This is a genomic window from Paenarthrobacter sp. YAF11_1 (assembly GCF_052113445.1).
Lineage (GTDB): Bacteria > Actinomycetota > Actinomycetes > Actinomycetales > Micrococcaceae > Arthrobacter.
The window spans coordinates 102,056-127,600 of the sequence record NZ_JBFRDF010000016.1; the positions used below are offsets into that span (position 1 = coordinate 102,056).

Here is a 25,545-nt window from a genome sequence, read left to right on the forward strand (position 1 = left end):
CCTACTTCCCCTTCTTCCCGCCCCGCTTAGCCGCAGCGTTCATCGCCGACTTCACCGCAGGCGGCAGCCCCGCCGTCTCGGTTTCCGGCTCAGCGACGGTCCCGCGCCAGCGAGCCAGCCCCTTCATGCCGTGGTAGATCACCAAGGCAGCAGCGGAGCCCAGAGCGATGCCGGTGAACTTCAGTTCGCCAATCGTCCACGTGTAGTCAGCGATGCCGATAATCAGAGCCACGGCAGCTGTGGTCAGGTTGATCGGGTTGGAGAAGTTGACCTTGTTCTGCACCCAGATCTTCACGCCGAGCACGCCGATCATGCCGTAGAGCATCGTTGCAGCGCCGCCCAGGACACCTGCCGGGACGGTCGCGATCAGTTCGCCGAATTTGGGGGAGAAGCTCAGCAGGATGGCGAAGATACCGGCCACCCAGTAGGCCGCCGTCGAGTAGACCTTGGTGGCTGCCATAACGCCGATGTTTTCCGCATACGTCGTGGTACCGGAACCGCCACCGAACCCGGCAAGTACGGTCGCGGCGCCGTCGGCCATCAGCGCGCGGCCGGAGACGCCGTCGAGGTTCTGGCCGGTCATCGCGGCCACAGACTTCACGTGCCCCACGTTCTCAGCCACGAGCACCAGCACTACCGGCACGAACAGCCCCACCACACCGATGTGGAACTCGGGGGTCTGGAACAGGGGGAGGCCAATCCACGCGGCGGCGTCCATCTTTTCGTAGGAAACCTCGCCGCGCATCATCGCAACGAGGTACCCCACGACAACGCCCACCAGGATGCTCAGTCGCCCCAGAATTCCCCGGAATAGAACGGAAACCAGGATGATCGTGACAAGCGTGATGAGGGCGGTAACCGGCGCGAGGTCGAAGTTCGCCTTTGCGGCCGGCGCCAGGTTGAGACCAATCAGCGCCACAATGGCACCGGTGACGATCGGCGGCATCAGCCGGTTGATCCATTCGGCGCCAAACTTCTGGACCACCGCACCAATAAGCGCCAGTACGACGCCGGCCAGCACCACGCCGCCCAAGGCGCCACTGACGCCGTACTGCTGCTGGGACGCCATGATCGGGGCGATGAACGCGAAGCTCGAACCAAGGTAGCTGGGCACGCGGCCCTTGGTGATCACCAGAAACAGCAGGGTGCCGATGCCGGAGAAGAGCAGGGTGGTGGCCGGCGGCATGCCCGTGATGATGGGCACCAGGAACGTCGCTCCGAACATGGCCACCACGTGCTGCATGCCGATGCCGATGGTCAGGGGCCAAGCCAGCCGCTCGTCGGGCGCCACCACGTGGCCGGGGCGAATGGACTTGCCGTTGCCGTGGAGCTTCCATTTGATGCCGAGCATGCTCATGGCGGGCCTTCCTCAGAAGAGTGTTGGGATTCGGTGCAACATTACCGCCATTGCGGGGCCCGCTCTACGCGCCTCGCGCGCCGAATGAAGCGCAAAGCGGGCCTCACAACGCAAGGAAACGACACGCGGAGTCACGCTGTGTGCCCAACGTCACGGGCCGTCACGGGAAGAGGACAACGGAAGTTGAAGTTGCAACCATGGAAAGCAGAAGTGCCCGGCCGGTTCAGGGCCAGGGCCCAGCGAAAGGTTTACGAATGACGATCGCCCACGAAGAAGCAGTCATTGACGCCGCAGCAGTCGACGCCATTTTTGCCGAAGCCCGTACCGCCAACAGCTTTGCCGGTGAGGTCACCGACGAGCAGGCCCGCGCCATCTACGAGCTGACCAAGTTCGGCCCCACCGCCTTCAACTCCCAGCCACTCCGCGTGACCTACGTCCGCTCGGACGAGGCCCGCGCCAAGCTGGTGGACACCCTTTCCAACGGCAACAAGGCCAAGACCGCCTCCGCCCCGCTGGTCGCCATCCTCTCCTACGACACCGACTGGCAGGGGCAGTGGGACAAGTTCCTGCCCGCCTACGGCGCGCCCAAGGCAATGTACGACGCCGATCCCGCTTTCGCCGCTGCTACGGGCAATAACAACGCTCACTTGCAGGCCGGGTATTTCATCCTGGCCGTACGCTCACTCGGTTTCGCCGCGGGCCCGATGACCGGTGCCGACTTCTCCGCCATCGACGCCGAGTTCTTCCCGGCCGGCGACCAGAAGAGCTTCCTGGTGGTCAACATCGGCCAGCCCGGCCCGGAAGCCTGGGGCGAAGCCAAGCCGAAGTTCGCTTACGACGACGTTGTTCGCACCGTCTAAGTTTCTAGGCAGCAAAAACGCCCGCTCACAGGAATGTGGGCGGGCGTTTTGCGTTGCGCGGGCCCTGACCGGGCCGATCCCATAGATCGCTCGCTCACATCCCTCGGGCTTGAGCCCAACGCTCGCTCAGGTCCCTCGGGCTTGGGCCCGACGCTCGATCAGGTCCCTCGGGCTTGGGCCCGACGCTCGATCAGGTCCCTCGGGTTTGGGGCCCGACGCTCTCGCAGATCTCTCGGGTTTTGAGCCCGACGCTCTGTCACTCCCGCTCGGGTCGATTGCCCCGATCACGATGATCTGCCGCTCGGATGACCCAGCGGACGAGTAGGGTCGCCGCCACGATCACCACGGCGGCCACCACCAGCAGTATGAATAAAACCATTACGTGCCAGGCCTCGAGCCTCATCGTTCCCCCCGGGTTGCATGTCCTTCCCACGACTCTAGGGCAGGTGAGAGATGGTTGGCTGGAAGCCCGCGGGAGGTGAGAGATGGTTGGCTGGAAGGCCGTGGGAGGTGAGAGATGGTTGGAGTTAGGCGATAACCCCGTCCACCAGCGCCTTGGCCTCTTCCTGCACCTGCTTCAAGTGGTCCGCGCCCTTGAAGGACTCGGCGTAGATCTTGTAGACGTCCTCGGTGCCGGAGGGGCGGGCCGCGAACCAGGCATTCTCCGTGACAACTTTCAGGCCGCCGATCGATGCGCCGTTGCCCGGAGCCTCGGTGAGCTTGGCCGTGATCTCTTCGCCGGCAAGGGACGTCGCGGTGACGTCGGCGGCGGAGAGCTTGCCCAGTTTGGACTTCTGCTCACGCGTGGCGGCGGCGTCGATGCGGGCGTAAACGGGCGCGCCGAACTGGTCCGTCAGGCCCTTGTACAGCTGCGAAGGGGAGGACCCCGTGACGGCGGTGATCTCCGAGGCCAGGAGGGCCAGCAGGATGCCGTCCTTGTCCGTGGTCCACACGCTGCCGTCGAGCTTGTTGAAGGAAGCGCCGGCCGATTCCTCGCCACCGAATGCGCCTTCGCCGGACAGCAGCCCGGGCACGAACCACTTGAAGCCCACGGGAACCTCAACCAGCTTCCGGCCGAGCCCGCCCGCAACGCGGTCAATGATCGAGGAGGACACCAGGGTCTTGCCAACAACGGACTCCGGGTTCCATCCGCCGCGGTTCCGGTACAGGTAATCGATGGCGACAGCCAGATAGTGGTTCGGGTTCATCAAACCACCGTCCGGTGTCACGATGCCGTGGCGATCGGCGTCGGCGTCGTTACCGGTTGCCACGCCGTAGGCGGCGGTGCCGTCGGCGCCAGCGGCCATGCGCTGAATGAGGGACGCCATGGCCGACGGCGACGAGCAATCCATGCGGATTTTCTCGTCCCAGTCGAGGGTCATAAACGCCCACTGCGGATCGACGGTGGGGTTTACAACGGTGAGGTTGAGTTGGTGACGCTCGCCGATTTCGCCCCAGTAATCCACGGAGGCGCCGCCCATGGGGTCGGCTCCGATCCGGACACCTGCGTTGCGGATGGCGTCGAGGTTGAGCACCGAGGGAAGATCGTCAACGTAGCTGCTGAGGAAGTCGAACTTGCCGGTGGTGTCAGCGCTCAGGGCATCGTTCAACGGGATGCGCTTGACGCCGCGGAGACCGTTCTCGAGGAGCTGATTGGCGCGGTCGGCGATCCATCCGGTGGCATCAGTGTCGGCCGGGCCGCCGTGCGGAGGGTTGTACTTGAAGCCACCGTCGCCGGGAGGGTTGTGGCTGGGGGTGACCACGATGCCGTCGGCCTGGGGGGCGCCCGGCGCGGCTTCGCGGTTGTACTTCAGGATCGCGTGGCTCAAGGCCGGCGTGGGAGTGTAGCCGTGGCGGGCGTCCACCAGGACGGTCACGCCGTTGGCGGCCAGCACTTCCAAGGCGGAATTCTGCGCCGGCTCGCTGAGGGCATGGGTGTCGCGTCCAATGAACAGCGGGCCGGTGATGCCCTGGCGTCCACGGTATTCGACGATTGCTTGCGTGATCGCGAGGATGTGAGGTTCGTTGAACGATGCCTTCAAGCTGGATCCGCGGTGTCCCGACGTTCCAAACGCCACGCGCTGCGCGGGATCACCCAAGTCCGGAGCTACGTCGAAATACGCGTCCAGCAGGGCTGTGATGTCAACAAGGTCCTGGGGAAGGGCAACTGTGCCCGCTCGGCTAGCCATGGGGTCCAGCATGCCAGACCTTGGCGTCAGCTGACACGAAATGTCCGGGATCCGGCCCCTGTGACGCCGAAAGGCGGTGTTACGGCAGGACAAAAACCGCCAAGCCAGCAAAGATTCATTCCCCGTTCAGACCGCACCCGGGTGCACCCGTTCCCGCTTGGCGCACCTCTCGTAGCCCGGGGGCGCACCCTTTCGCGCGGTTCGCTCCAGAGGTTACGGGTGCGATCGGGGGTAACGGTAGCGATGCCCCACCCGTAAACCCCGGGAACCCGCTTTCGTTCGCGGTGCAGCTCTTTCCGCCGGGTGCATCCGTTCCCGCCTGGCGCGCCACTCGTAGCCCGGGGGCGCACCCTTTCGCGCGGTTCGCTCCAGAGGTTACGGGTGCGATCGGGGGTAACGGTAGCGATGCCCCACCCTTACCCCCGCCGGAGCGCTTCAAAACCAGTGCTAGACGGCCGTGTAACCACCATCGACCAGGACGTAGGAGCCCGTCATGAAGCTGGCCTTGTCGGAAAGGAGGAACGTGGTCACGTTCGCGATTTCATCGGCCGTACCCAAACGACCCAGCGGGTGCTTGGCCTCGAGACCGCTAATGACTTCCTTCGGGGCAGCGGCCAGCAAGGGAGTGTCGATGTAGCCCGGGCCGATGGCGTTGACGCGGAGACCCTGCGCGCCGTATTCGGCAGCAGCGTTCTTGGTCAGGCCCACCACGGCGTGCTTGGCAGCGGTGTAGGCGGCGTTGCCGGGAGCTGCGACGGCACCATGGATCGAAGCCATGTTCACAATGGCGCCTTCGGAAGCGCCCGCGGCGAGGATGGCCGGGATCTGATAGCGCAGGCCGTACAGGACGCCGCTCAAGTTGATGGCGATGACCTTGTCCCAGTCCTCGATGTCGACGTCGCCCACAGGAGCGCTGGCGCCGCCGATGCCGGCGTTGTTCACGGCGTAGTTGAGGGCGCCGTACGTTTCCACGGCGAAGTCGACGGCCTTCTTGCTGTCTTCAGCCACCGCAGTGTTGGCCTGGAACGGAACCGCAGTGCCGCCGTCGGCCGTGATTTGGTTGGCCACGCGGGTGGCGGCGTCGAGGTTGACGTCAGTAATTACTACCTTGACGCCGTTCTTGGCGAGGTCCTTGCTGATGGCTTCCCCAAGCCCTGAGCCGCCGCCGGTGACGAGCGCGGTCTTGCCTTCGAAGTTACCCATGATTCCTCCTTCGCGGGACGGATCCCGCCGATTTCTTTGGTGAGCGCTGCTTAAGTCGCTATTCCTATAAACCGAGTTTGACTCGAAAATATTCCATGCTTATGCATGAATCTTTCGGGATGGGTTGTTGTGCCCATGCCATCAGTGCGCGTTACCTTATGCGGCGCGCCGGACGGCGGTAGTGTTGGGAGCAAAGACCACTTTCAGGGGGATTCCATGTCAGATCAGCCATCCAAGGGCAACGAGGACAAGCCGGCGGGCTACGAACCGCCGCAGTACGTCCCGCCCGCACAGTTCAGCGCGCCCGAGTCGAGCGCACCCGGCCAGAGCGCACCGCACGAGGGCGCACCGCACGAGGGCGCACCGCACCAGGGCGCCGCAGACCAGGGCGCATCAAGCGAGGGCGCCAACGCCACGCAGCCCCTCCCGCCCTATGGGCAGAGCGCACACGGGCAGGACTCTCACGCGCAGGACGCGTACACGCAAAATGCCCAGGGCCAGAACGATTTCTACGCCCAGCCGCAGCCGCCTGCCAGCGCTTACACGCCGGGTGACTACAGCCAGCAGCCGCCGTCGCCGTACGGCCAGCCGCCCAGCCCGTACCAGCAGCAGCAGACATTCGGTCAGCAGCCCTATGGCCAGCAGCCTTACGGCCAGCCGCAGTCACCGTACGGCCAGCCTGCGTACTACGCCATGCAGGCCGAGCCCAAGGGTCTGAGTATTGCCAGCATGTGCTGCGGCATCGCCATTTTTGTTGGCTTCGGATTCTTCATCCTTCCGCAGATCGCCGCCGTGATCCTGGGCCACCTCGGCCTCAAGCGCGAGCCTGCAGGCAAGGGCATGGCAATCGCCGGCCTGGTGATGGGTTACATCGGCATCGCGCTGACGGTGATCTTCGGCATCATCTTCTTCGCTGCGATCGGCGCCTCCAGCAGCGGCCGCTACAACTACTAAACAAACGCGTACGACGGCGGCCCTTGCGTCAGGTGGGAATCCCACCGAACGCAAGGGCCGCCGTCGTCGTTTAACGTCAGTCCGTTACTGCTGTTACCGCACGCCGCCCATCAGCTTTTTGATCGCGGGCGATGCTGCAGCCAAACCGACAGCCAGGACCACTGCCACGCTGCCGATGCCCAGGAAGTACGGCAGTTCGTCCTCCGGGTTGTAGAGGCCGGCGAGGATGCCCGCCAGCGTGGTGCCGAGCGAGACGGACAGGAAGAACAGCGCCACCATCTGGGTATGGAAGGCCTGCGGGGCGAGCTTGGTGCTCACGGACAGGCCGATGGGGGAGAGGAACAGTTCCGCCAGGGTGAACATGAACAGGATGCCCACCAGTGCCAGCAACGGGGTCTTGCCTTCGCCGGCCAGCGGGATGAACGCAAGGAACGCCAGGCCCATGATGAACAGGCCGGCGGAGAACTTCAGCGGCGAACTCGGCTGCTTGGAACCCAGCTTGGTCCACAGGGCAGCCATGACGCCGGCGAAGATGATGATGAACACCGGGTTGATGGACTGGACCCAGGCCGCCGGCATTTCCCAACCGAACAGGTTGCGGTCCAGCTTCTCCTGCGAGTATACAGCGATGAACGTGAACTGCTGCTGGAAGAGCGCCCAGAATCCGGCCGATGCAATGAACAGGGGGATGAAGGCGATCACGCGCTTGCGCTCCACGGCGGTGACCAGCGGGCTGCGGAAGATCAGGAACAGGTAGACCACCGCGGCACCGATTGCGGCGTAGGCCATGCTCCGGGCCAGGTTGTTGGCGTTGACGATCCCGGTGCCGAGCAACACGCCAATGACGATCAGGATGCCCAGGAAGATCAGGCCGTACTTAGTGCGGTCCTTCGCCGGGAGGGGGTTGGGAACACGGTGTGCTTCCTCAGGGAGCCTCTTGCGGCCCAGCGAGTAGACCACCAGGCCGATCGCCATGCCCACGGCCGCGGCGCCGAAGCCGACGTGGAAGCCGTAGCTCGTCTGAAGCCAGCCGGTGACCAACGGGCCGATGAGCCCACCGATATTGATGCCCATGTAGAAGATGGAGAAGCCGGCGTCACGGCGCTCGTCCTTTTCGCCGTAGAGGCTGCCGACCAGCGCAGTAGCGTTGGCTTTCAGGCCACCGGAGCCGATGCCCACCAGCACCAGGCCGGCGATCAAGCCGGGGATGCCCGGCAGGAGGGCCAGTGCGATGTGGCCGGCCATGATCATGATGGCTGAGCCGAAAAGGACTTTTTCGGAGCCGAAGAGACGGTCGGCGAGCCATGCGCCGAGGATCGTCGACAGGTAAACGCCACCACCGTACGCGCCCACCAAACCAGCGGCAAGGCCCTGGTCAATGGAGAGTCCGCCCTGCTCGGCGGTGAAGTACATGTAGTAAAGCAGGATTCCCTGCATGCCGTAGAAGGAGAATCGCTCCCACATTTCCACGGAGAAGAGGCTGGCCAACATCTTTGGGTGGCCGAAGAATGACGTATCGCCCGCTGGCTTTGCGGACTCAGCCGTGGTTTGAGGTGTGCTCATTTTCTCAATGCTGGCACTGACTGCGGGCATTGTCACATCGATATATGCCCGGGGCAACCACTTTCCATATGTTAGACGCGCGACTCAGGCGGGCGTAAGAGGACCTCTGCGGCCTTAGTGGCTCTCAAGGACGGCCGCGAGCTGGAGGAGCACCAGTTCAGATCCCGGCCGGCCAATCAGCTGGATCCCCATGGGCAGTCCGCCCTGCGTCGTGTGCACCGGAACGCTGATCGCCGGGAGCCCGCACACATTCACCATGGAGGACCACGGCGCGTACTCGCATTGCCGTTTGTAATCCTCGTCTGCGTCACCGGCCCACTCGCTCGGCCAGAGTTCGCCACTGTGGCCGCCACCGGTAAACCAACCGATCGGCCGCGGTGTCTGCGCCAGCGACGGCATGAGCATCAGGTCCCAGTCCGAGTACTGCGTGATGGTGTCGTGCTCGAACTGACGCAGGAAACTCAAGGCCTCGTTGACCTTTAACGCGCTCCGCTGTTGTGCCCGACGCCGGAACGTCCGGGTCAGCGGGGTCAGCAACGCCTCACGCTGGGGTGCTATCCGGGCACTCCCGACGCCGGCGGTCCAGGCCGTGGTGAAGGCTTCGGGATAGCGGTTGTCGTAGCGGATTTCGGCTTCGGCAACGCTGTGGCCTGCCTTTTCCAGCAGCCTGATCCCCAGCGAGAGGGCGTCCATCGCTTCCTGCTCGATCTGGAACGGGTAGATGCCGGCCCACGGGCTATCCAGGGTCACGCCGATTCTCAGGGGCTCCGGCGCCCGCCCCACGTTGGCGAGGTATCCGCCGTCGGGCGCTTGATCCCGGGGGACCAGCGCGTCCATCAGCAGCGCTGCATCCCCAGCGGTTTTTGCCAGCGGTCCGGCCACCACCAACTTGGCGGCGTCTCCCGCGCTCGCACCCGATGGCACTACACCCCGCCCCGGCTTCAACCCAACCAGGCCGCACGCGCCGGCCGGGATACGGATGGACCCGCCGCCATCGGTCCCCGGAGCGAACGGAACCAGGCCCGCGGCCACCGCGGCAGCGCTGCCACCCGACGAGCCGCCAGAGCTTCGAGCCAGGGAATGTGGATTGCGCGACGGCGGTGCGATGCGGTTTTCGCTGTAAGCCGTCAGTCCGAACTCTGGAACCTGCGTCTTGCCCAGTGAGATGACTCCATGGGCCTTCAGGGTTGCTGCGAGGGCACCATCTTCCGGTGCGGGCTTGTGCTCAAGGGCCGCGCAGCCGTGGGTGGTGGGAACGCCGGCAACATCGGTGAGGTCCTTAAAAGCGGTCGGCATGCCATGAAGCAGGGGGAGCTCTTCCGGACGACCCTCCCGGACAAGCCTGGAGTGCAGGTGATCCGCGGCAGCGGCGTCCCTCAGGGCTTGTTCGGTGGTGATAGTGACAAAGGCGCCCAGGTTCTTGTTCCGGGACTCGATTGCCGAGGCGAAATGCGAGGTGGCTTCACGGGCAGAGACTTCGCCCGACGCCAGGGCATCACGCAGCTCAACAGCCGTCATTCGCGATATGTCATGCACGTAAGGATCAGCCAAGGAAACGCGACTCCAACCGTTCCTCCACAGCAACAGCATCCACGCTCTCGCCCGCTCCGGCGGTCACCCGGAAGGCAGCCTTGTTCTTCACCTCGGACACCACTTCCACAAGTTCCGTGCCCCGGTAAACCAGCCCGACGCCGTCGTCCGTGCAGTGCGTCTCGCCCAGAGTTCCGTTGGCCACCAGCTGGTGAATGGCAGGCGCGCGGCGCAGCTCTGAGTCATAGTGGACCCCGTTGCCGTAGGGGAGGAAGCCCAAGGCGTTGGTGACGGGTTTGAGTTCCGGCCCAAAGGAATCGGTCACGCCGCCTTGGTACCAACAGATGGAGCCGGCGGAAACCCCGGCCAGGACCACACCGCTTTCCCACGCTTTCCGCAAAATTCCGTCCAGGCCGTGCGCGCGCCAGACGGCCAGCAGGTTCACCACCGACCCGCCATTGACCCACACCACGTCCTGCTCCAGGAGATGGGCCTCCGGGTCCTCGATGTTGGGCATGGTGAAAAGGTTGAGGTGGCTGAAATCGAACCCTGCGATGCGGGCGGCCTGGTCCATTTCCGCGGCCCACCATCGCTGGTCGCCGGACGCAGTACCGATATGTGTGACGCGCGGCGCCCGGCCCGTGACGCCGGACAGCTCCACGGCGTAATGCATCAGGTGGTTGAACTCGAGCCTCGTCCGGTCACCGGGCTTATAGCCGCCGGATGTCGCCAGAATGGTGGGGTGCCCAGCGGCCATGGGGTACTCCTAACGCGCGAGTGTTGGGGGAGTGCTTGGGTCCCAGTCTTAGCGTCCCGGCGTCGGGAAGCAAGCGCGGACCGCCTGGGAAGTTACGGTGCCACGCGGCGGGGACTAGGCTGGATCCTGGACTTAATCGATGGGAAGGGACCGCCATGAGCGACTTCGATACCGTGCCTGTGGGCGACATTCCGGCAGACGCCAGCATTCTGGACGTCCGCGAAGACTACGAGTGGGTGGCCGGTCATGCCGAAGGTGCGCGCCACATCCCCATGGACCAGCTTCCGGCACGCCTGGATGAGCTTGATCCGGACGACGACCTCTTTGTCATCTGCCGCACCGGTGGTCGTTCTTTCCGCGCCGTGCAGTGGCTCGTAGGGCAGGGCTACTCGGCCGTCAACGTAGCCGGCGGCATGGATATGTGGTTCGAAGCCGGCAATCCCATGGTGTCGGACAACGGACTGAAGCCGGTCGTTCTCTAGCCTGCGTATATAACCAGCAAGGAATATCTCTTGACGTCACCAGTTACCTACACGTTCCTCGGCCCTGAGGGCACCTTCACCGAGGCTGCCCTCCTGCAGGTGCCGGGTGCTGCTGACGCCACACGGATTCCCTGCACCAACGTCAACACAGCCCTGGATCGGGTCCGTGCCGGCGAGGCTGACGCAGCCATGGTCCCCATCGAGAACTCGGTGGAAGGCGGGGTCACTGCCACCTTGGACGCGATCGCCACAGGCCAGGAGCTCCGGATCATCCGTGAGGCCCTGGTACCCATCACCTTCGTGCTCGTGGCGAGGCCCGGCGTCGAACTTTCCGACATCAAGCGGATCTCGACGCACGGCCACGCCTGGGCGCAGTGCCGCCTATGGGTGGATGAACACCTTCCGAACGTGGATTACGTTCCGGGGTCCTCGACGGCGGCCTCCGCCATGGGTCTGCTGGAGGATGATGCGCCGTATGAAGCCGCCATATGCGCCCCGTTGGTCGCCGCGGAACAACCCGGCCTGAATGTTCTGGCGGAGGACATCGGCGACAACCCCGAGGCGGTCACGCGGTTCATCCTGGTGAGCCGGCCCGGTGTTCTTCCGGACCGAACCGGAGCTGACAAGACCACCGTTGTTGTCCCGCTGCCCGAGGACCACCCCGGGGCGCTCATGGAGATCCTGGACCAGTTCGCCTCCCGCGGAGTGAACCTCAGCCGCATCGAATCCCGGCCCACCGGACAGTACCTGGGCCACTACTTCTTCAGCATCGACGCCGACGGCCACGCCACGGATTCACGGGTAGCAGACGCCCTTGCAGGCCTTCACCGCATCAGCCCGGCCACGCGGTTCCTGGGCTCCTACGCCCGCGCTGACAAACAGCCGGCCGTGGTGGCCCCGCATACTTCAGACGCCGCCTTTGCCTCGGCGCACGCGTGGGTTGATTCGATCCTCAAGGGCTCGTAGGCCCTGTCTGCAGCCTGAAATGCATGCCCTTTCGCAGTCATGCTTCTGTGCGTATGCTTGCCTGATCCATAAACGATGGATGAATGCCAAACGAAGGGAGCGGTCATGACTGTCCACAGCGATGACAAAGACGGCCAGGGCATGATCGTCAATCCCAAGCCCTCAAGTGAAAACAAAGATGACTGGGACGGCGACGACGCTGATCGTGCGGATCGCCTGCGCTTCGAAGAGGAGCAGGCCATGATCAAGGAGCAGTCCGAGGCCCGGGCCGCAGCCAAGGCAGCGGCTGAAGAAGCCGGGAAGAGCGCAGCACAACCCGAAAAGGGCGCTGTTTAAGCGTTTTTGGCTTTTGGCACGCGCACCAGCAGGGATCCTGGCGCCACCTGGACGGTGACCGTAGTAGCTTCACCCGAGGGGTCGCCGTCGAGCTGTGTTGCCATGGGTTCCTGGCTGCGGATGACCACCTTGCCGGATCGGTAGAAGCTCATCATCGGCAGGTTTGCGTTGTGCTTGAAGAGGACCTTGGTGTACATGGCGAGCCAGCCGAAAGCGCTGCGCGGACTCATGACCACAATGTCCAGCATGCCGTCGTCCACCATGGCCTGGGGGATGAAATCGATGCCGCCGGGGATCAAACCACAGTTGGCGAACAGCACGCTGCGGATCTTCCGGGCCTGCTCGGGCTGGTCATCCATGGTGATGGTGACGCGTTTGCGGCGGCCAGGCAGGTGCCGGACGCCGGCTTCGGTGTAGGCCAGCCAGCCAACGCTTTTCTTGAGGTTGTCCCTGGTGTCGCCAACAACCTCAGCATCCAGGCCCATGCCGGCGATGACCAGGAAGGTGTGTTCGGCGGACTCTCCGGTGATGTCGTTCTCCACGCCCATGGTGGCGGTATCGATGTAGCGCTGATGGCCGAACAGCGCGATCTGGATGCAGTCCGCAAGGTCCGTGACATCCAAATCCACGTTGCGCGCCAGCAGGTTTCCGGTGCCCAGGGGGATGAGGCCCATGGCAACGTTCTTGTGCGCCAGTGACTCAGCCACCACGCGCACTGTACCGTCGCCGCCGCACGCCAGAACGACGTCGGCCCCGTAGGCCAGGGCCTCCCGGGACTGACTGTAGCCGGGATCATCCACGGTGGTTTCGTAGAATTTGGGGGCGTCCCATCCCGCGAGGTCGCAGGCGTCGATGATGGCCTGCCGGGCCACATCCGCGTTGTTCTTGACGGGGTTGAGGATGACGGCCACACGCTGGTCCCCGGCGCCGGGCTTGTGCGTATCCTCCCGAACAGCGCTTCTGGTGTGCCGGGCTTTCAATCGGCGCACACCCCACCAACTGGAGACGGCAAAGGCCACGCCCCCAGCGAGAATCACGTACAGGATCCAGTCGCTCATGGTGCTCCAACACTATCCTCTGGGCAGGTCCCTCCTTGCCGCGCGTCCGGGCCGGGCGCCCTTTACCCGCTGCGGACCGGAAATCCGCGGCGGATTCGATACTCTTGTCAGGTGATCGACGTAAAAGACCTCAGCGAAAATCCGGACAAGTTCCGTGCCAGCCAGCGCGCCCGTGGCGCCGACGAGTCCGTTGTGGACGCGATCATCTCCGCTGACTCCGATCGCCGTGCCGCGCTGATCCGCCACGAGACGCTCCGCGCCGAGCAAAACGCTTTCGGCAAGAAGGTGGCGCAGGCCAAGGGCGAGGAAAAGCAGGCGCTGCTGGCCGAGGTCAAGGAACTGGCCAACTCGGTCAAAGCCGCAGCCGCTGAAGCCTCAGCCGCGCAGGCAAAGCAGGAAGAACTGCTCCGGGTGATCCCCAACCTCGTGGTGGACGGTGTCCCCGAGGGTGGCGAGGATGACTACGTTGTGGTCAAGACCGTTGGTACTCCGCGCGAATTCACGGACTTCGAGCCGAAAGACCACCTGGAAATCGGTGAACTGATTGGCGCGATCGACATGGAACGCGGCGCCAAGGTTTCCGGCTCGCGTTTCTACTTCCTCCGCGACGTGGGCGCCCGGCTGGAAATGGCTTTGCTGCAGATGGCCATGGAGCAGGCCATCGACGCCGGCTTCGTCCCCATGATCACCCCCACTTTGGTGCGCCCGGAAACCATGCAGGGCACCGGTTTTGATGTCAAGCACGACGCCGAGATTTACCGTCTCGCTGAAGACGACCTTTACCTTGTGGGAACCTCTGAGGTGGCCCTCGCCGGCTACCACGCAGACGAGATCCTGGACCTCTCCGCAGGCCCCATCCGCTTCGCGGGCCAGAGCTCGTGCTACCGCCGCGAGGCCGGTTCGCACGGCAAGGACACCCGCGGCATCATCCGCGTGCACCAGTTCAACAAGGTGGAGATGTTCATCTACACCACGGTTGAAGAAGCAGCTGCCGAACACGAGCGTCTGCTCGCGTGGGAAGAGGAAATGCTGGCCAAGTGCGAGCTCCCCTACCGCGTGATCGACACCGCCGCCGGCGACCTCGGCATGTCCGCTGCCCGCAAGTTCGACTGTGAAGCGTGGGTTCCCACCCAAAACGCCTACCGCGAGCTCACCTCGACGTCCAACTGCACCACGTTCCAGGCGCGCCGCCTCAACATCCGCGAACGCGTGATCAATGACGAAGGTGTTGCCAAGGGAACCCGTGCCGTTGCCACGCTGAACGGCACCTTGGCCACCACGCGCTGGATCGTTGCCATCCTGGAGCACCACCAGAACCCGGACGGTTCCGTCAACGTTCCCAAGGCGCTGCAGAAGTACCTTGGCGGGCTTGAGGTTCTGCCGGTTCTCTAGTTCTTTGGCGGCTAATCAGCTTTGTGCGAAGACCTTTCAATATGTGTGGCTGCAGGTATGCGGGTACAGGATGTTTCTGTCGGGGCTCCTATCGAGTTTGGAGAAGCCCGGTGCGCTGCAGCCATGACTCGACCGCAGCGCCAGCGTCTCGGACCTCTTCGCCTTTGACCGCAAGGCCTTCGCCAATGGTTGCCCCGGGGCAGGATTGCCCGTAATCACTAATGGTGTTGCCAAGCCCGCTCATGGCATGGGTGGTAACCGGGTACACGGTCTTGCCGGCGAATTCGTAGTCTTCGGTGAAGGTGGTCATGATCATTGGCGCTCTGACGTTCCATATGCCGCTGGCCAGGATCACCGTGTCGTATTGCTCTATGGAGGGCAGCGGGTTGCTGATCGCCGGACGTGCGTCCTCGTCCTGTTCGCGGACGTTTCGGGCGACGGTGGCGTCATAGCTGTCCGGGTAGGGTTCAGCGGCTTCGATGCGATGCACCTGGCACGGGATCAGTGTGCTGATCATTCCGGCGAGTACCTCGGTGTTGCCGACTTCCAGGTTGGTTCGGTCGCCGTAGTAGTAGTTTTCACCTGCCCGCGAGAAATAGGCGAGCAATACCCGTTGACCGCTCTGGTCAGGTCCTGCGGTGTTTGGTGAGGGCGTGGTGTCTGTTGAGGGCACGGTGGGTGTTCCTTGGGGCGTGCAGGCTGTTGATGTTGCGGCCAGCAGGGCGCCGGTCAGACCGGCGGCCGCCCCGCGAAGGGCGGACCGCCTGCTGACGTTCAAAGGGTTGATGGCCACGAGGATAGCCGCCGCTTTAGTTGTACCGGCGGCCGCCGAGCCAGCTGACCATGGCGGGGTCGCGGTGGTCGAAGAAGAGACTGGCGCCGGTATCCAGGGTGGTGATCGTGGTCATTTGCTCTTCGGTGAGGGTGAAGCCGAAGACGTCCAGGTTCTGGGCCATCCGCTCGGGCCGGACCGACTTGGGAATGACGACGACGTCGCGCTGAATGAGCCAGCGGAGCACCACCTGGGCGACGGACTTGCCATGGGCGTCAGCAATGGTGCTGAGGACCGGATCGGTGAAGAGGTTGTTCTTGCCCTCGGCGAACGGTCCCCAGGATTCAATCTGGACGCCGCGTTCGCGCATCAGTTCCTGATCCGCCGCACGCTGATGGAAGGGATGCGTTTCGATCTGGTTGACCGCCGGGACGATTTCGTTGTGGTCAATGAGGTCAACCAGACGGTCCGGGTGGAAGTTTGAGACGCCGATGGCCCGGGCAAGCCCTTCTTTGTTCAGGTCCTGCATGGCTCGCCATTCGCTGTAGTAGTCCCCGAGCGGCTGGTGGATCAGGTAGAGGTCAAGGTAGTCCAGTCCGAGGCGGTTGAGGGAATTCTGGAATGAGCGTTTGGTGTCGTCGTAGACGCTGCCCGTGGGTGCGTGCTGGATCCAGAGTTTTGTGGTGATGAACAGATCGTTCCGGTTGATCCCGCTGGCTTTGATGGCTGCACCGACGGCGTTTTCGTTGACGTAAGAGGCCGCTGTGTCCAGGTGTCGGTAGCCGGTGGCCAGTGCTGCCTCGACGGCGGCTTGGGTTTCTTCTTCGGGGATTTGGAACACACCGAAGCCGAGGATGGGCATTTCGATGCCGTTGTTGAGGGTGACGTTTTTCATGGGTTCGTCCTAACGGTCGTTTTGTTGAGGTTTAGGCGTGGGTGGCGGTGTGGGCGGCCTGGTAGTCGTGCTCGCTGACCGGTTCGAGCCACGTCGCGGTGTGTCCGTTGTCGTGTTCGACCAGGGCCAGGTGGCACATCAAGCTCTCCTGTGTGGCGCCGTGCCAGTGTTCTTCCCCTGGCGGGGTGTAGACGGCGTCTCCGGCGCGCATGAGGATGACGTTCCCGTCGCGGGTGGCTACCAGTCCCATCCCGTCGGTGCAGTGCAGTGTCTGGCCCAGGGGGTGGGAGTGCCAGTGGGTGCGTGCGGCGGGGCTGAAGCGGACCATGGCAGAGTTCAGCCGGGAGGGATCTTCACCGGACTGCAGCGCGTTCAGATACACGTCCCCGGTGAATTTTTCGGTGGGCCCCTTGGAGGTAGGACCCGGAATTGCGAGACGCATTGAAGTTCCTTTCGAGAGACTGGGTTGGATCAGTTCCTGGCTGATTGCGAACGACGCTGTAGCGCCAGAGATACGACGACAAGGATGACGAGCACTGCCGCAGTCGCACCGAGACTGGCGCGTAGCCCTGACATGAACTCGCCACTGGCCAGGACAGCACCGAAGATGGCCACACCCAGGGACCCGCCGACCTGACGGGCGGTGTTGACCACCCCGCTGGCTGTGCCGGCCCGTTCGGCGGTGACGTTGTCCATGACCTGGGCAATGATCGGCGGGACAGTTAACGAACCACCAAGGCCGACCGGGATCATGAAAGCTGCGACGAGCAGGACCGGTGCATCCCCAGGAAGCAGACACAAGCCGGCGAGTCCGACGGCCATGATCAGCTGGCCCGCGGCGATCATCGCCACGTGCCCGTATCTGGCCATCAGACGTGCCACCCACGGGTTCAGGACGGCAACAAGAGCCGTCATCGGCAGGAACAACAAACCGGTTGCCAGAGCAGAGGATCCGCGTTCCTGCTGGAAATAGAGGCTTTGGACGAACACGATGCCGTAGAAAGCAGCCATCGTCACCACAGCGATGATCAGCGCGGTGGACACTGCCCGGGACCGGAACAGATCCAACGGGATCATCGGGTGCCGGCCTTTTGATTGGGTGATGATGAACGCCGCGATCGAGATCGCACTGATGCCGAACAGTGTCAGGATGGCAGGGCTGCCATATCCTGCCTCAGCGCCTTCGATGATGCCGTACGTCAGTGCCGCCAGTCCGGTGACTGCGGTGACCTGACCGGCCCAGTCGAAAGGCGCGGGACGGCGGGCCGAAGGAGCCACTCGGGAAAGGGCCATCATTGCTGCGGCACCGACGGGCAGGTTGACGAAGAAAATCAACCGCCAGTCGAGTTGCGTCAGCAGCCCGCCCAGGACCGGGCCGGCAGCGGCGGCCACAGAGCCGCCCAGTCCCCAATACACAATTGCCCGACCCCGGGCGGCCGGGTCGTGATAGGCCTCCAGGATCAGGGCCAAGGAAGCAGGAGTGATCATCGCCGCTCCAATGCCCTGCAGGATCCGCGCAGCGATAAGGGCCGGCAGCGTCGGGCTCAACGCGCATGCAGCAGAGGCCACGATGAAGACCAGCATGCCCAGCCCATAGGCTTGTCGGGCACCGGCGCGGTCAGAGAGCGTGCCGGCGAACAGCTGGAGGGCAGAAAACATCAACGTGTACCCGGTCACCACCCACTGCAGCCCGGATAGGCCACCGCCGAGGTCACTCCGGATATCCGGGAGGGCGACGTTGACGATCTGAGCGTCCAAGGCGACCACGAAGAATCCCAGCATGGCCACGATCAGGGACGCCCTGGGTCGGACAACAACAGCTGGGCGGCTGATGGTAGGCACAGACATGGCGTCCTTTCGAAACACAGAAACGATCTTCTTCAAGAAAACCAGCCCCTTTACGGGCGCGGGAGTGCCTGTTGTGCGGTGTACTGGCAGTTCCTGTTAGGCCATTCCTGTATCGCCGTAGCCTAGAAGGCATGGACAACACCAAGGACGTCCGCGACTTCCTCATGAGCCGGCGGGCACGCATCACCCCGACCCAGGCAGGGCTGCCCGCCTACGGCGGAGCCAGGAGAGTGAGCGGCCTCAAACGTGAAGAAGTAGCCATGCTCACGGGCGTGAGCACCGAGTACTACGCCCGGCTCGAACGAGGAAACCTGCGAGGCGTGTCCGAGTCCGTTCTCGACTCGTTGGCCCGTGCCCTGCAGCTGGATGAAGCCGAACGCGCGCACCTGTATGACCTCGCCAAAGCGGCCGGGCCCACCCCGGCATCCGCCGCGCGGCGTGCCCGTGCAGACGTGCGGCCCAGCATCGAAAGAGTCTTGGCGGGGATGACCGGGACACCCGCCTACGTCCGGAACGCCCGCATGGACGTCGTGGCCGCCAACAGCCTGTGTTTCGCTCTCTACACCGACATCCTCAGCCCCGAAAAGCTTCCGCTGAACCTTGCCCGGTTCATGTTCCTGGATCCCCGGTCCAAGGACTTTTTCGTCGATTGGGATACCCTCGCCGATGACTTTGCCGCGGCGATGCGCACAGAATCCGGACAGAACCCCCGGGACCGCGCCCTGAACAGCCTCATCGGTGACCTCGCCGCTGGCAGCACCGAATTCTCCACACGGTGGGCACGGCATAACGTGCGCTTCCACCGCAGCGCCCGCAAAACAATGCGCAACCAACTCGTCGGCGACATCGAACTCACCGGCGACGCCCTGGAACTGCCCGGCGAGGGACTCACCCTGATCGCGTACTCAGCCGAACCCGGAAGCCACGCCCAAGATCAACTCGACTTCCTCGCCAGCTGGAGCGCCAACAACAAAAGCCCCCTTCAACCCGCACCACTCAACCCGCCGACTGCCTAGTTTGCAGCGACCTGCTGACGCGGCCGGCAATGCAAGCTTCATGGCAGGCAAACTCGGAACTGGCGTTGTCACTGCCAGGGCGGGAATCTATGCGGGCTTGTGCGCAATCACGATCAGTTCGCCCTGTCCGCTTCCCACGTCCTCGCCTGCCCAGCCGCCGTAGAGGTGGTTCACAGTGAAGCCCGCCGAGTTTAGATCGTGGCGGAGCTGATCTTCCGTGCGGAAGGCCAGGACGGAGGTCTCCGTTTCCTCGGTGCTCCCGTTACAGAGTCGGTGCTCGGTCAGGGCAACGAGCCCACCGGTTTCTGCGGCGCATTCGATCCAGGCTTCCACCATGGAGCCGTCGGGAAGAGTGTGTACGCGCCGCGTCTTGGCCGGAGTCCAGTGTTCCCACGCCCTGGCTGCAGGGTCGCGGGAATCAAAGACAAGCATGCCTCCGGGGACCAATGCGCGGTGGATGTCGGCAAGCGTTCGGGACCAGCCGCCGTCGTCGTTAATCGCCTGGGCCACGTGCGCTGTCATGATTGCCACATCAAAAGTGGCTTCTTGGGGGATCGCCGCCGACGTACCGTCAATCCACGTGACGGCTTCTGCCCCGCGCTTCCTTTGGGCGGCCGCAAGGGAGTCAGGGTTTGGGTCGATGCCAACAACGGAGTGGCCTGCCGCAGCAACCGCCAGAGTCATTCGGCCGGTGCCGCAACCAAGGTCCAACACCCGGCTGTTCGGCCGCTCACTAACGAAGGCCAGAAAGAAGTCGTCATCCTCGGCCCATTGATTCCCGGCGTCGTAGAGGGCTGATAGCTGAGCTCCGGTCATTCCTGAAGGCATCCGACTACCCTAGCCCGCGCCCCTCAAACTCGCTGCTGTTCGGGACGTTCGGCGTTGTGCGGCGGGGATTTCGAACAAGGGCGGAAAGGGCACGAAAAAGGAAGGGAATGATCCCTTCCATACTCAATTTATAACGCACCCCGGGGCTTGCGGCAAGGCCCCCCACGTGCCGAACAATTGATCCACGAACCCCATCACCCAGAGGAAAGGGAGTCGTGCCATGCCCGAAATCAGCCCAGCAAGAACCAGTGCTTTCGTATTGTCTGAGCACCTTGCGCGCAAGGCCGATCCGAAGCTGATCAGCACCGACGAGCAGCAGTTCGAAGCCATCGCCACCAGCCTGACGGAACAAATCGCGGAGTTGTCAGCACGGCTTGATGCCACGCGAAAGCAGCCCGGCGGCCGGGGCCAGGCGGCCTTGGACCGGGACCAGGAAATCCACCGAATCACTGCGCGACTGAGGGCTCTGAGGCGCTTCGGTCTGGACCTTTGCTTGGGCAGGATGGTCACCGCGGAAAGCGCGGAGCCCCTTTATGTTGGCAGGCTGGGCTTGACCGACAGCAACGGACGCCGGCTCCTGGTCGATTGGCGCTCGCCGGCCGCCGAGCCCTTCTTCGGGGCAACACACGCAACCCCGATGGGCTTGGTAAGCCGCCGCCGCTACCGTTGGACGAGGGGGCGAATCAGCGATTATTGGGACGAAGTATTCACTGCTGACGGCTTGGAAAGCAATGTTGCCCTGGATGACCAATCCGCCTTCATCGCCAGTTTGGGCAGCAGCCGCTCGCTTCGGATGCGGGACGTGCTGGGGACCATCCAAGCTGACCAGGACCAGATCATCCGCGCCGGCTCCCGCGGTGCCTTGGTCGTTGACGGCGGCCCCGGCACCGGTAAGACCGTGGTCGCCTTGCACCGCACGGCATACCTGCTCTACTCGGATCCCCGCCTGAGTCATCGCGGTAACCATCGAAGGAGCGATGTCCTGTTCATCGGCCCGCACCAGCCCTACCTCACCTATGTCGCCGATGTCCTTCCGAGCTTGGGTGAAGAAGGGGTGCAGACGTGCACACTGGGGGACCTGGTCCCGGAAGGTGCCACGGCCGTCGTCGAAAGTGATCCCGAAGTTGCCCGGATGAAGTCGTCCGTGGAGATGGTGAAAGCGATTGAGTCCGCGGTGAAGTTCTACGAGGCACCGCCGGCTGAAGGCAGGAGGTTGAGACGCCCTACGCCGACGTCTGGGTCAGCAGCGAGGACTGGGCCGAGGCGTTTGATGCCGCGGAACCCGGCACCCCGCACAACGAGGCCCGCGATGAGGTGTGGGAGGCACTGCTCACCATCCTCGTGGACAAGCTGGACCAGCATGACATTCCCGAAAGCTTGCTTCGCCGAGCGCTTAGCCGTAACGCGGAGCTAAGGGCAGCATTCACCAAGGCGTGGCCCCTCTTGGATTACTCGGCGTTGGTGGAGGACTTGTGGCGGGTGCCGGCTTATCTGAAGTTGTGTGCGCCATGGCTGCAGCCCGATGAAAGGGCGAGGCTGCGGCGTCAAGACCCGGAAGCATGGACGACGGCGGATCTGCCGCTTTTGGACGCAGCCCGCCAACGCTTGGGCGACCCTGAGGCCTCACGACGCAGAAGGGCCCGGAACGCAGCACTGGCCGTTGAGCGGGAGCTCATGGGCCAGGTGGTGGATGATCTGATAGCCGCTGACGACTCCGAAAACCTGGAGATGTTCATGCTGCGCGGTGACGACATGCGGGACAAGCTCGTGGAGGGGGGGCGCCTTGGAGTCAGCCGATCCCGATGTTCTTGCGGGACCGTTCGCGCACATCGTGGTGGATGAAGCCCAGGAGCTGACTGACGCAGAGTGGAGGATGTTGTTGCTGCGATGCCCCTCGCGGAGTTTCACGGTGGTGGGGGACCGGGCCCAAGCCAGGCACGGGTTCACGGAATCATGGGAAGAACGTCTGGAACGTGTTGGCCTGGGCGCCGTCAACGTGGCCAGTCTCAGCATCAACTACCGCACACCGGAGGAGGTCATGGCCGAAGCTGAGCCGGTTATCCGCCAGGCACTCCCGGATGCCAACGTGCCTACTTCGGTCCGCAGCGCCGGCCTTCCAGTGCGCCACGGAACAGTGCGGGAACTACAGCCGGTCCTGGACTCCTGGCTTGCTGAAAACCCGGAGGGAACGGCCTGCGTCGTGGGCCTGCCGGACGCCATGACCACGGCTGCGGCCAACCGTGTCCGCGTCAGCCGGCTCACTCCTGAGCTGGCAAAGGGCCTGGAGTTCGACCTCGTGGTCCTCATCGATCCGGAGGGCTTCGGCCAGGGTATTGAAGGCGCCGTAGACCGCTACGTGGCCATGACGAGGGCCACCCGGCAACTCGTGATCCTCGAGAGTCCCAAGTGATCGGCCATCAACGGCCAGCACCTAACCGGGCCACTGATCAGGCGCCACAGAATGACTATTCACACTCCGTTAATCCACAGCTGTGGCGCCGGTCCTAGTTCAGTGTCGGGGGTGTCTGCTCTACTGTAAGCATGACTATTTTGACTGATACTCCAGTTGCTGGCATCGATGACCAGCCAAATAACACCAACAAGTACATGGTCGCATTGGACGTGGACGGCACACTCGTGGACCACGATGGCCACATGTCGGAGGGAGTTCGCTCCGCCGCCCAGGCTGTGGTCGCAAGCGGCCACGACGTCATGATCGCTACGGGTCGCTCGCTCAACGCGACGCTTCCCATCATCCAGAAGATCGGCCTCGAGCGAGGCTACGCGGTCTGCTGCAATGGCGGCGTGACACTTCGACTGGATCCCTCGCTGGACAAGGGTTACGAGATCATCCACAAGGCAACTTTCGATCCCGCTCCGGCTCTGAAGGCCCTGCGGGAACGGCTGCCCAACGCCAAATACGCGCTGGAGGACGAGGACGGAAACTTCCTCTCTACCGAGCGCTTCCAGGACGCCAGTTTCGGTGTTGAGTCCATCGGCGTCGACTTCCAGACCATGCTGGATGCCACGGCAGTCCGCGTAGTGGTCTTCAGCAGCGAGAACACTTCGGACGAGTTCAATGAGGCCATCAGGCACATCGGACTTTCCGGCGTGACGTACTCGGTGGGATGGACTGCCTGGCTGGACATCGCTGCCGAGGGCGTCACCAAGGCCAGCGCCTTGGAGGTTCTGCGCCACAAGCTCGGAACGGACCAGGCCAACACGGTTGCCGTGGGCGATGGCCGCAACGACATCGAAATGCTCACGTGGGCCGGCCGCGGCGTTGCCATGGGCCAGGCGCCCGACGAGGTAATCGCCGTCGCGGATGAGGTCACCGCTTCAGTGCTCGACGACGGCGCGGCGCAGGTTTTGCGCGGCCTCCTGTAACTGCGCACTAACGGTCGGCGGGATGCCTAGACTGGGGCTGTGTTCTACGAAGAGTGCCCCGCGCCGCCCGGACTGCAGCCGTTCGTTACCCAGTTGTGGTTTGTCCGTGCCCAGCCGCAAGCCCGTTACGAGAAGATCCTCCCCGGACCTTCGGCGCACCTGATTCTGAATCTGTCTGACCCATACCGGTTGATCACCCCGCCTGAGGGTGGAACAGCCGCGACCCTGTCGGAAGCCGGTGGAACCGAAGTTTCCACGGGCTTCTACGCGGGACTGCAACGCAGTTATGTCATCAGTGAAAACCCGAATCAGCTCTTCAACGTTGGTGCCCGCCTGACTCCCTATGGCCTGGCAGCGTTCACCAACCGGCCGCCGTCGGAATTCCAGAACCGGGTGGTGGACGCTGAAAGCATTTTTCCGGGCTTTTCGGAACTCCGCACCCAGCTGATCAGTGCAAGGCCTGAACAGGCCTTCACTGCCCTGGCAACTTTCCTGGAAGCTCAGCTCAGGCCGGGGTACACGGTCGACCCCCGGACAAGGCAAGCTGTGGAAACTCTGGCCAAGGGCGATGTTGAAATCGGCGTGTTGGCTGCGGAATTGGGAATCAGCGCGTCCACACTGGAGCGCATCATGATGCGGGACTGTGGAACCACAGCCAAGGCGTATTCGGACGTCTGCCGGTTCAACAGGCTCGTCAACCAGGCGGCGGCCCTGCCCATGGGCTCAATCCCGGGCCGGGAACTCCTTCACCTGGCCGACTACTACGACCAGCCCCATCTGATCCGTTCCTTCCGGCGCTTCAGTGGTTTCACGCCCACTGAGTACCTTCAGGTGGTGCAGAGCTACGGCGCGGAGTACGCCACGTTTGTCCCGCTGGAGGAAGTCGTCGGGTAGCCTGCGGGGTTTTTACAAGACCGCGGGCTTGACCGGGCGTACTGTCCATTCAGGAAGTCACCTTGGAGAGGACACTGATGGACGTTCAGATCAATTGGCTCGCTGTGCTGCTGGCCGCGTTGGCCACGTTCGTCGTGGGTGGGCTCTGGTATTCGCTGCTGTTCGCCAAACCGTGGCAGAAAGCAGCGGGCGTCAGTGATGAGCAGCTCAAATCCGGAACGGCCCGCGTCTTTGTGGGCTCGTTCCTTCTGGCCGTGGTGATGGCCGTTTTCCTGGCAGCGTTCATCGGCCGGGGTGGGTTCGCGTTCGGAACCTTTGCCGGGCTGGCCGCAGGCTTGGGATGGGTAGCAACAGCGCTGGGCGTGAATTACCTGTTCGAGCGCCGAAGCCTGACACTTTTCGCCATCAACGGCAGCTACAACGTGGTGACTTTCACGGCCATGGGCGCCATCATCGGCGCGATGCAGGGCTGAACGCCCCCGGTGTCGGACCTCCGGTACCGGAAGAGACCTACTTGAACACTGTATGGACCGGCCCTCCGCCGGCCGACTCCACAATGGCCTGGGCAACCACCCGCAGCTTGACGTTCCGGTTGCTTGAGGCTTTTTTGATGAGCTCGATTGCCTCCTCCTGGGTGCAGCGGTTTTGGGCGATGATGATGCCGGTGGCGATGTCGATCACGGTCCGCGACTCCATGGCGGCGCGCAGGTTGGCGGCGGTTTGGCTGTGCTGGGCAATCAAAACAGCCAGTTGGAGACCTTTTGAGGCCTGCTCAACGTAGTCGTTGGCGCGCTGTACGGCCGCTTGGTCGAAGGCATTGGGGCGGTCGGAATACAGGTTGAGGCCTGCCCGGGAAGTGTCGTCCGGAAGCGGGAAGGGTACCGCCAGCACGGAGCGAAGCCCATGGCCGGTGATGGCCTCGTTGTAGTCGGGCCAGGTGTTGTCTTTTTCGAAGTCAAGGACGTGGACCTGGGCGCCTTCGCGGCAGGCGTGGAGGCAAGGCCCGTCGGCAAACGCGTATTGGACCTCGTCCAGTTGCCTTGCTCGTTCGCTGCTGCTGGCTACGGTGCCGGCTGTCCGGTGACGCATGAGGGTGATGCCGCAGTAGACCTCGTGGTCAGGATTGCTGAACATACTGGCCGAGTGCCGGGCCAACTCCTCAAGGAACGCCTCGACGTCAGGCGTGCTCAGCAGCAAGTCCTGGACATCGGCCAGCACGGTTGTCTCGGCGACTTGTGGGTCTTCCATGTGGATCTCC

Annotated in this window: 23 protein-coding genes and 1 pseudogene; 11 read left to right on the forward strand and 13 right to left on the reverse strand. The window is 63.6% G+C overall.

Annotated elements, in window-relative coordinates:
* Position 1: 1 nt before the first annotated feature.
* Positions 2 to 1,357, reverse strand: a complete 1,356-nt coding sequence (locus AB4Y77_RS20290; protein ID WP_311212601.1) for a uracil-xanthine permease family protein — start codon at positions 1,355 to 1,357, stop codon at positions 2 to 4.
* Between the two features lie 254 nt (positions 1,358 to 1,611).
* On the opposite strand from AB4Y77_RS20290, the gene AB4Y77_RS20295 reads away from it, so the two are divergent.
* Positions 1,612 to 2,217 (forward strand): malonic semialdehyde reductase, encoded by a 606-nt coding sequence (locus tag AB4Y77_RS20295; RefSeq protein WP_311212602.1) that lies wholly within the window; start codon positions 1,612 to 1,614, stop codon positions 2,215 to 2,217.
* A 527-nt stretch (positions 2,218 to 2,744) separates the two neighbouring features.
* Here the strand turns inward: AB4Y77_RS20295 and pgm are convergent.
* On the reverse strand, positions 2,745 to 4,406 hold the full coding sequence (gene pgm, locus AB4Y77_RS20300) for a phosphoglucomutase (alpha-D-glucose-1,6-bisphosphate-dependent) (RefSeq protein WP_442015140.1): 1,662 nt from the start codon (positions 4,404 to 4,406) through the stop codon (positions 2,745 to 2,747).
* A 447-nt stretch (positions 4,407 to 4,853) separates the two neighbouring features.
* Positions 4,854 to 5,609 carry an SDR family NAD(P)-dependent oxidoreductase gene (locus AB4Y77_RS20305; protein WP_442015141.1) on the reverse strand — a complete coding sequence of 252 codons (756 nt, stop codon included), beginning with the start codon at positions 5,607 to 5,609 and terminating at the stop codon, positions 4,854 to 4,856.
* Between the two features lie 216 nt (positions 5,610 to 5,825).
* Here AB4Y77_RS20305 and AB4Y77_RS20310 point away from each other — a divergent pair, with 216 nt between their 5' ends.
* A complete protein-coding gene (locus AB4Y77_RS20310; protein WP_442015142.1) occupies positions 5,826 to 6,563 on the forward strand; it encodes a DUF4190 domain-containing protein in 738 nt (245 codons plus the stop codon).
* Between the two features lie 93 nt (positions 6,564 to 6,656).
* Here AB4Y77_RS20310 and AB4Y77_RS20315 read toward each other — a convergent pair whose 3' ends face one another.
* The 3 genes from AB4Y77_RS20315 to AB4Y77_RS20325 all read right to left on the reverse strand — a co-directional run bounded on the left by AB4Y77_RS20315 (position 6,657) and on the right by AB4Y77_RS20325 (position 10,413).
* A complete protein-coding gene (locus tag AB4Y77_RS20315; protein ID WP_311212606.1) occupies positions 6,657 to 8,156 on the reverse strand; it encodes a peptide MFS transporter in 1,500 nt (499 codons plus the stop codon).
* A gap of 84 nt (positions 8,157 to 8,240) precedes the next feature.
* On the reverse strand, positions 8,241 to 9,644 hold the full coding sequence (locus tag AB4Y77_RS20320; protein WP_442015143.1) for an amidase: 1,404 nt from the start codon (positions 9,642 to 9,644) through the stop codon (positions 8,241 to 8,243).
* 25 nt (positions 9,645 to 9,669) lie between these two features.
* Complete coding sequence (locus AB4Y77_RS20325; protein WP_311212608.1) at positions 9,670 to 10,413, reverse strand: peptidase E; 744 nt, start codon at positions 10,411 to 10,413, stop codon at positions 9,670 to 9,672.
* 155 nt (positions 10,414 to 10,568) lie between these two features.
* Here AB4Y77_RS20325 and AB4Y77_RS20330 point away from each other — a divergent pair, with 155 nt between their 5' ends.
* The 3 genes from AB4Y77_RS20330 to AB4Y77_RS20340 all read left to right on the forward strand — a co-directional run bounded on the left by AB4Y77_RS20330 (position 10,569) and on the right by AB4Y77_RS20340 (position 12,197).
* Positions 10,569 to 10,895 carry a rhodanese-like domain-containing protein gene (locus AB4Y77_RS20330; RefSeq protein WP_261611902.1) on the forward strand — a complete coding sequence of 109 codons (327 nt, stop codon included), beginning with the start codon at positions 10,569 to 10,571 and terminating at the stop codon, positions 10,893 to 10,895.
* Positions 10,896 to 10,925: 30 nt separating this feature from the next.
* Positions 10,926 to 11,861 (forward strand): prephenate dehydratase, encoded by a 936-nt coding sequence (gene pheA, locus AB4Y77_RS20335; RefSeq protein WP_442015144.1) that lies wholly within the window; start codon positions 10,926 to 10,928, stop codon positions 11,859 to 11,861.
* A gap of 105 nt (positions 11,862 to 11,966) precedes the next feature.
* Positions 11,967 to 12,197: a hypothetical protein gene (locus AB4Y77_RS20340; RefSeq protein ID WP_442015145.1), complete on the forward strand. Its 231-nt coding sequence runs from the start codon at positions 11,967 to 11,969 to the stop codon at positions 12,195 to 12,197.
* Here the strand turns inward: AB4Y77_RS20340 and AB4Y77_RS20345 are convergent.
* On the reverse strand, positions 12,194 to 13,255 hold the full coding sequence (locus AB4Y77_RS20345; RefSeq protein WP_442015146.1) for a diacylglycerol/lipid kinase family protein: 1,062 nt from the start codon (positions 13,253 to 13,255) through the stop codon (positions 12,194 to 12,196). The genes AB4Y77_RS20340 and AB4Y77_RS20345 overlap by 4 nt on opposite strands.
* Positions 13,256 to 13,366: 111 nt before the next feature.
* Between AB4Y77_RS20345 and serS the strand changes: the two genes are divergently transcribed.
* Positions 13,367 to 14,647 carry a serine--tRNA ligase gene (gene serS / locus AB4Y77_RS20350; RefSeq protein ID WP_442015147.1) on the forward strand — a complete coding sequence of 427 codons (1,281 nt, stop codon included), beginning with the start codon at positions 13,367 to 13,369 and terminating at the stop codon, positions 14,645 to 14,647.
* A gap of 88 nt (positions 14,648 to 14,735) precedes the next feature.
* Here serS and AB4Y77_RS20355 read toward each other — a convergent pair whose 3' ends face one another.
* From AB4Y77_RS20355 to AB4Y77_RS20370, 4 genes are read right to left on the reverse strand one after another with little or no spacing between them, the layout of a single operon-like run.
* Positions 14,736 to 15,440 carry a flavodoxin gene (locus AB4Y77_RS20355; protein WP_442015148.1) on the reverse strand — a complete coding sequence of 235 codons (705 nt, stop codon included), beginning with the start codon at positions 15,438 to 15,440 and terminating at the stop codon, positions 14,736 to 14,738.
* Positions 15,441 to 15,456: 16 nt separating this feature from the next.
* Complete coding sequence (locus AB4Y77_RS20360; protein WP_442015149.1) at positions 15,457 to 16,314, reverse strand: aldo/keto reductase; 858 nt, start codon at positions 16,312 to 16,314, stop codon at positions 15,457 to 15,459.
* A gap of 31 nt (positions 16,315 to 16,345) precedes the next feature.
* Positions 16,346 to 16,756 carry a (R)-mandelonitrile lyase gene (locus AB4Y77_RS20365; RefSeq protein ID WP_442015150.1) on the reverse strand — a complete coding sequence of 137 codons (411 nt, stop codon included), beginning with the start codon at positions 16,754 to 16,756 and terminating at the stop codon, positions 16,346 to 16,348.
* Between the two features lie 29 nt (positions 16,757 to 16,785).
* Entirely contained in the window at positions 16,786 to 18,162 is a 1,377-nt protein-coding gene (locus tag AB4Y77_RS20370) for an MFS transporter (RefSeq protein WP_442015151.1), read from the reverse strand.
* 131 nt (positions 18,163 to 18,293) lie between these two features.
* Between AB4Y77_RS20370 and AB4Y77_RS20375 the strand changes: the two genes are divergently transcribed.
* Positions 18,294 to 19,178 (forward strand): helix-turn-helix transcriptional regulator, encoded by an 885-nt coding sequence (locus AB4Y77_RS20375; protein WP_442015152.1) that lies wholly within the window; start codon positions 18,294 to 18,296, stop codon positions 19,176 to 19,178.
* Between the two features lie 87 nt (positions 19,179 to 19,265).
* Here the strand turns inward: AB4Y77_RS20375 and AB4Y77_RS20380 are convergent, their stop codons facing one another.
* Entirely contained in the window at positions 19,266 to 20,006 is a 741-nt protein-coding gene (locus AB4Y77_RS20380; protein ID WP_442015153.1) for a class I SAM-dependent methyltransferase, read from the reverse strand.
* A gap of 220 nt (positions 20,007 to 20,226) precedes the next feature.
* Between AB4Y77_RS20380 and helR the strand changes: the two are divergent.
* The 4 genes and pseudogenes from helR (at position 20,227) to AB4Y77_RS20400 (ending at position 24,760) form a co-directional block, all read left to right on the forward strand.
* A pseudogene (helR, locus tag AB4Y77_RS20385) lies at positions 20,227 to 22,416 on the forward strand (RNA polymerase recycling motor ATPase HelR).
* Between the two features lie 131 nt (positions 22,417 to 22,547).
* Positions 22,548 to 23,393, forward strand: coding sequence for an HAD family hydrolase (locus tag AB4Y77_RS20390; protein ID WP_442015154.1), 846 nt, complete (start codon positions 22,548 to 22,550; stop codon positions 23,391 to 23,393).
* Positions 23,394 to 23,432: 39 nt separating this feature from the next.
* Positions 23,433 to 24,287 (forward strand): DUF6597 domain-containing transcriptional factor, encoded by an 855-nt coding sequence (locus AB4Y77_RS20395; RefSeq protein ID WP_442015155.1) that lies wholly within the window; start codon positions 23,433 to 23,435, stop codon positions 24,285 to 24,287.
* A 77-nt stretch (positions 24,288 to 24,364) separates the two neighbouring features.
* On the forward strand, positions 24,365 to 24,760 hold the full coding sequence (locus tag AB4Y77_RS20400; RefSeq protein WP_442015156.1) for a DUF1761 domain-containing protein: 396 nt from the start codon (positions 24,365 to 24,367) through the stop codon (positions 24,758 to 24,760).
* A gap of 37 nt (positions 24,761 to 24,797) precedes the next feature.
* On the opposite strand, the gene AB4Y77_RS20405 is transcribed toward AB4Y77_RS20400, so the two are convergent.
* Positions 24,798 to 25,535, reverse strand: a complete 738-nt coding sequence (locus AB4Y77_RS20405) for a GAF and ANTAR domain-containing protein (RefSeq protein WP_311212618.1) — start codon at positions 25,533 to 25,535, stop codon at positions 24,798 to 24,800.
* Positions 25,536 to 25,545: the final 10 nt, after the last annotated feature.

Bases quoted from the DNA above. Each gene is read 5' to 3' on its own strand.
- AB4Y77_RS20290 (WP_311212601.1), bottom strand. From the start codon at position 1,357: ATGAGCATGCTCGGCATCAAATGGAAGCTCCACGGCAACGGCAAGTCC.
- AB4Y77_RS20295 (WP_311212602.1), top strand. From the start codon at position 1,612: ATGACGATCGCCCACGAAGAAGCAGTCATTGACGCCGCAGCAGTCGAC.
- pgm (WP_442015140.1), bottom strand. From the start codon at position 4,406: ATGGCTAGCCGAGCGGGCACAGTTGCCCTTCCCCAGGACCTTGTTGAC.
- AB4Y77_RS20305 (WP_442015141.1), bottom strand. From the start codon at position 5,609: ATGGGTAACTTCGAAGGCAAGACCGCGCTCGTCACCGGCGGCGGCTCA.
- AB4Y77_RS20310 (WP_442015142.1), top strand. From the start codon at position 5,826: ATGTCAGATCAGCCATCCAAGGGCAACGAGGACAAGCCGGCGGGCTAC.
- AB4Y77_RS20315 (WP_311212606.1), bottom strand. From the start codon at position 8,156: ATGCCCGCAGTCAGTGCCAGCATTGAGAAAATGAGCACACCTCAAACC.
- AB4Y77_RS20320 (WP_442015143.1), bottom strand. From the start codon at position 9,644: ATGACGGCTGTTGAGCTGCGTGATGCCCTGGCGTCGGGCGAAGTCTCT.
- AB4Y77_RS20325 (WP_311212608.1), bottom strand. From the start codon at position 10,413: ATGGCCGCTGGGCACCCCACCATTCTGGCGACATCCGGCGGCTATAAG.
- AB4Y77_RS20330 (WP_261611902.1), top strand. From the start codon at position 10,569: ATGAGCGACTTCGATACCGTGCCTGTGGGCGACATTCCGGCAGACGCC.
- AB4Y77_RS20340 (WP_442015145.1), top strand. From the start codon at position 11,967: ATGACTGTCCACAGCGATGACAAAGACGGCCAGGGCATGATCGTCAAT.
- AB4Y77_RS20345 (WP_442015146.1), bottom strand. From the start codon at position 13,255: ATGAGCGACTGGATCCTGTACGTGATTCTCGCTGGGGGCGTGGCCTTT.
- AB4Y77_RS20360 (WP_442015149.1), bottom strand. From the start codon at position 16,314: ATGAAAAACGTCACCCTCAACAACGGCATCGAAATGCCCATCCTCGGC.
- AB4Y77_RS20365 (WP_442015150.1), bottom strand. From the start codon at position 16,756: ATGCGTCTCGCAATTCCGGGTCCTACCTCCAAGGGGCCCACCGAAAAA.
- AB4Y77_RS20370 (WP_442015151.1), bottom strand. From the start codon at position 18,162: ATGTCTGTGCCTACCATCAGCCGCCCAGCTGTTGTTGTCCGACCCAGG.
- AB4Y77_RS20375 (WP_442015152.1), top strand. From the start codon at position 18,294: ATGGACAACACCAAGGACGTCCGCGACTTCCTCATGAGCCGGCGGGCA.
- AB4Y77_RS20380 (WP_442015153.1), bottom strand. From the start codon at position 20,006: ATGCCTTCAGGAATGACCGGAGCTCAGCTATCAGCCCTCTACGACGCC.
- AB4Y77_RS20390 (WP_442015154.1), top strand. From the start codon at position 22,548: ATGACTATTTTGACTGATACTCCAGTTGCTGGCATCGATGACCAGCCA.
- AB4Y77_RS20400 (WP_442015156.1), top strand. From the start codon at position 24,365: ATGGACGTTCAGATCAATTGGCTCGCTGTGCTGCTGGCCGCGTTGGCC.
- AB4Y77_RS20405 (WP_311212618.1), bottom strand. From the start codon at position 25,535: ATGGAAGACCCACAAGTCGCCGAGACAACCGTGCTGGCCGATGTCCAG.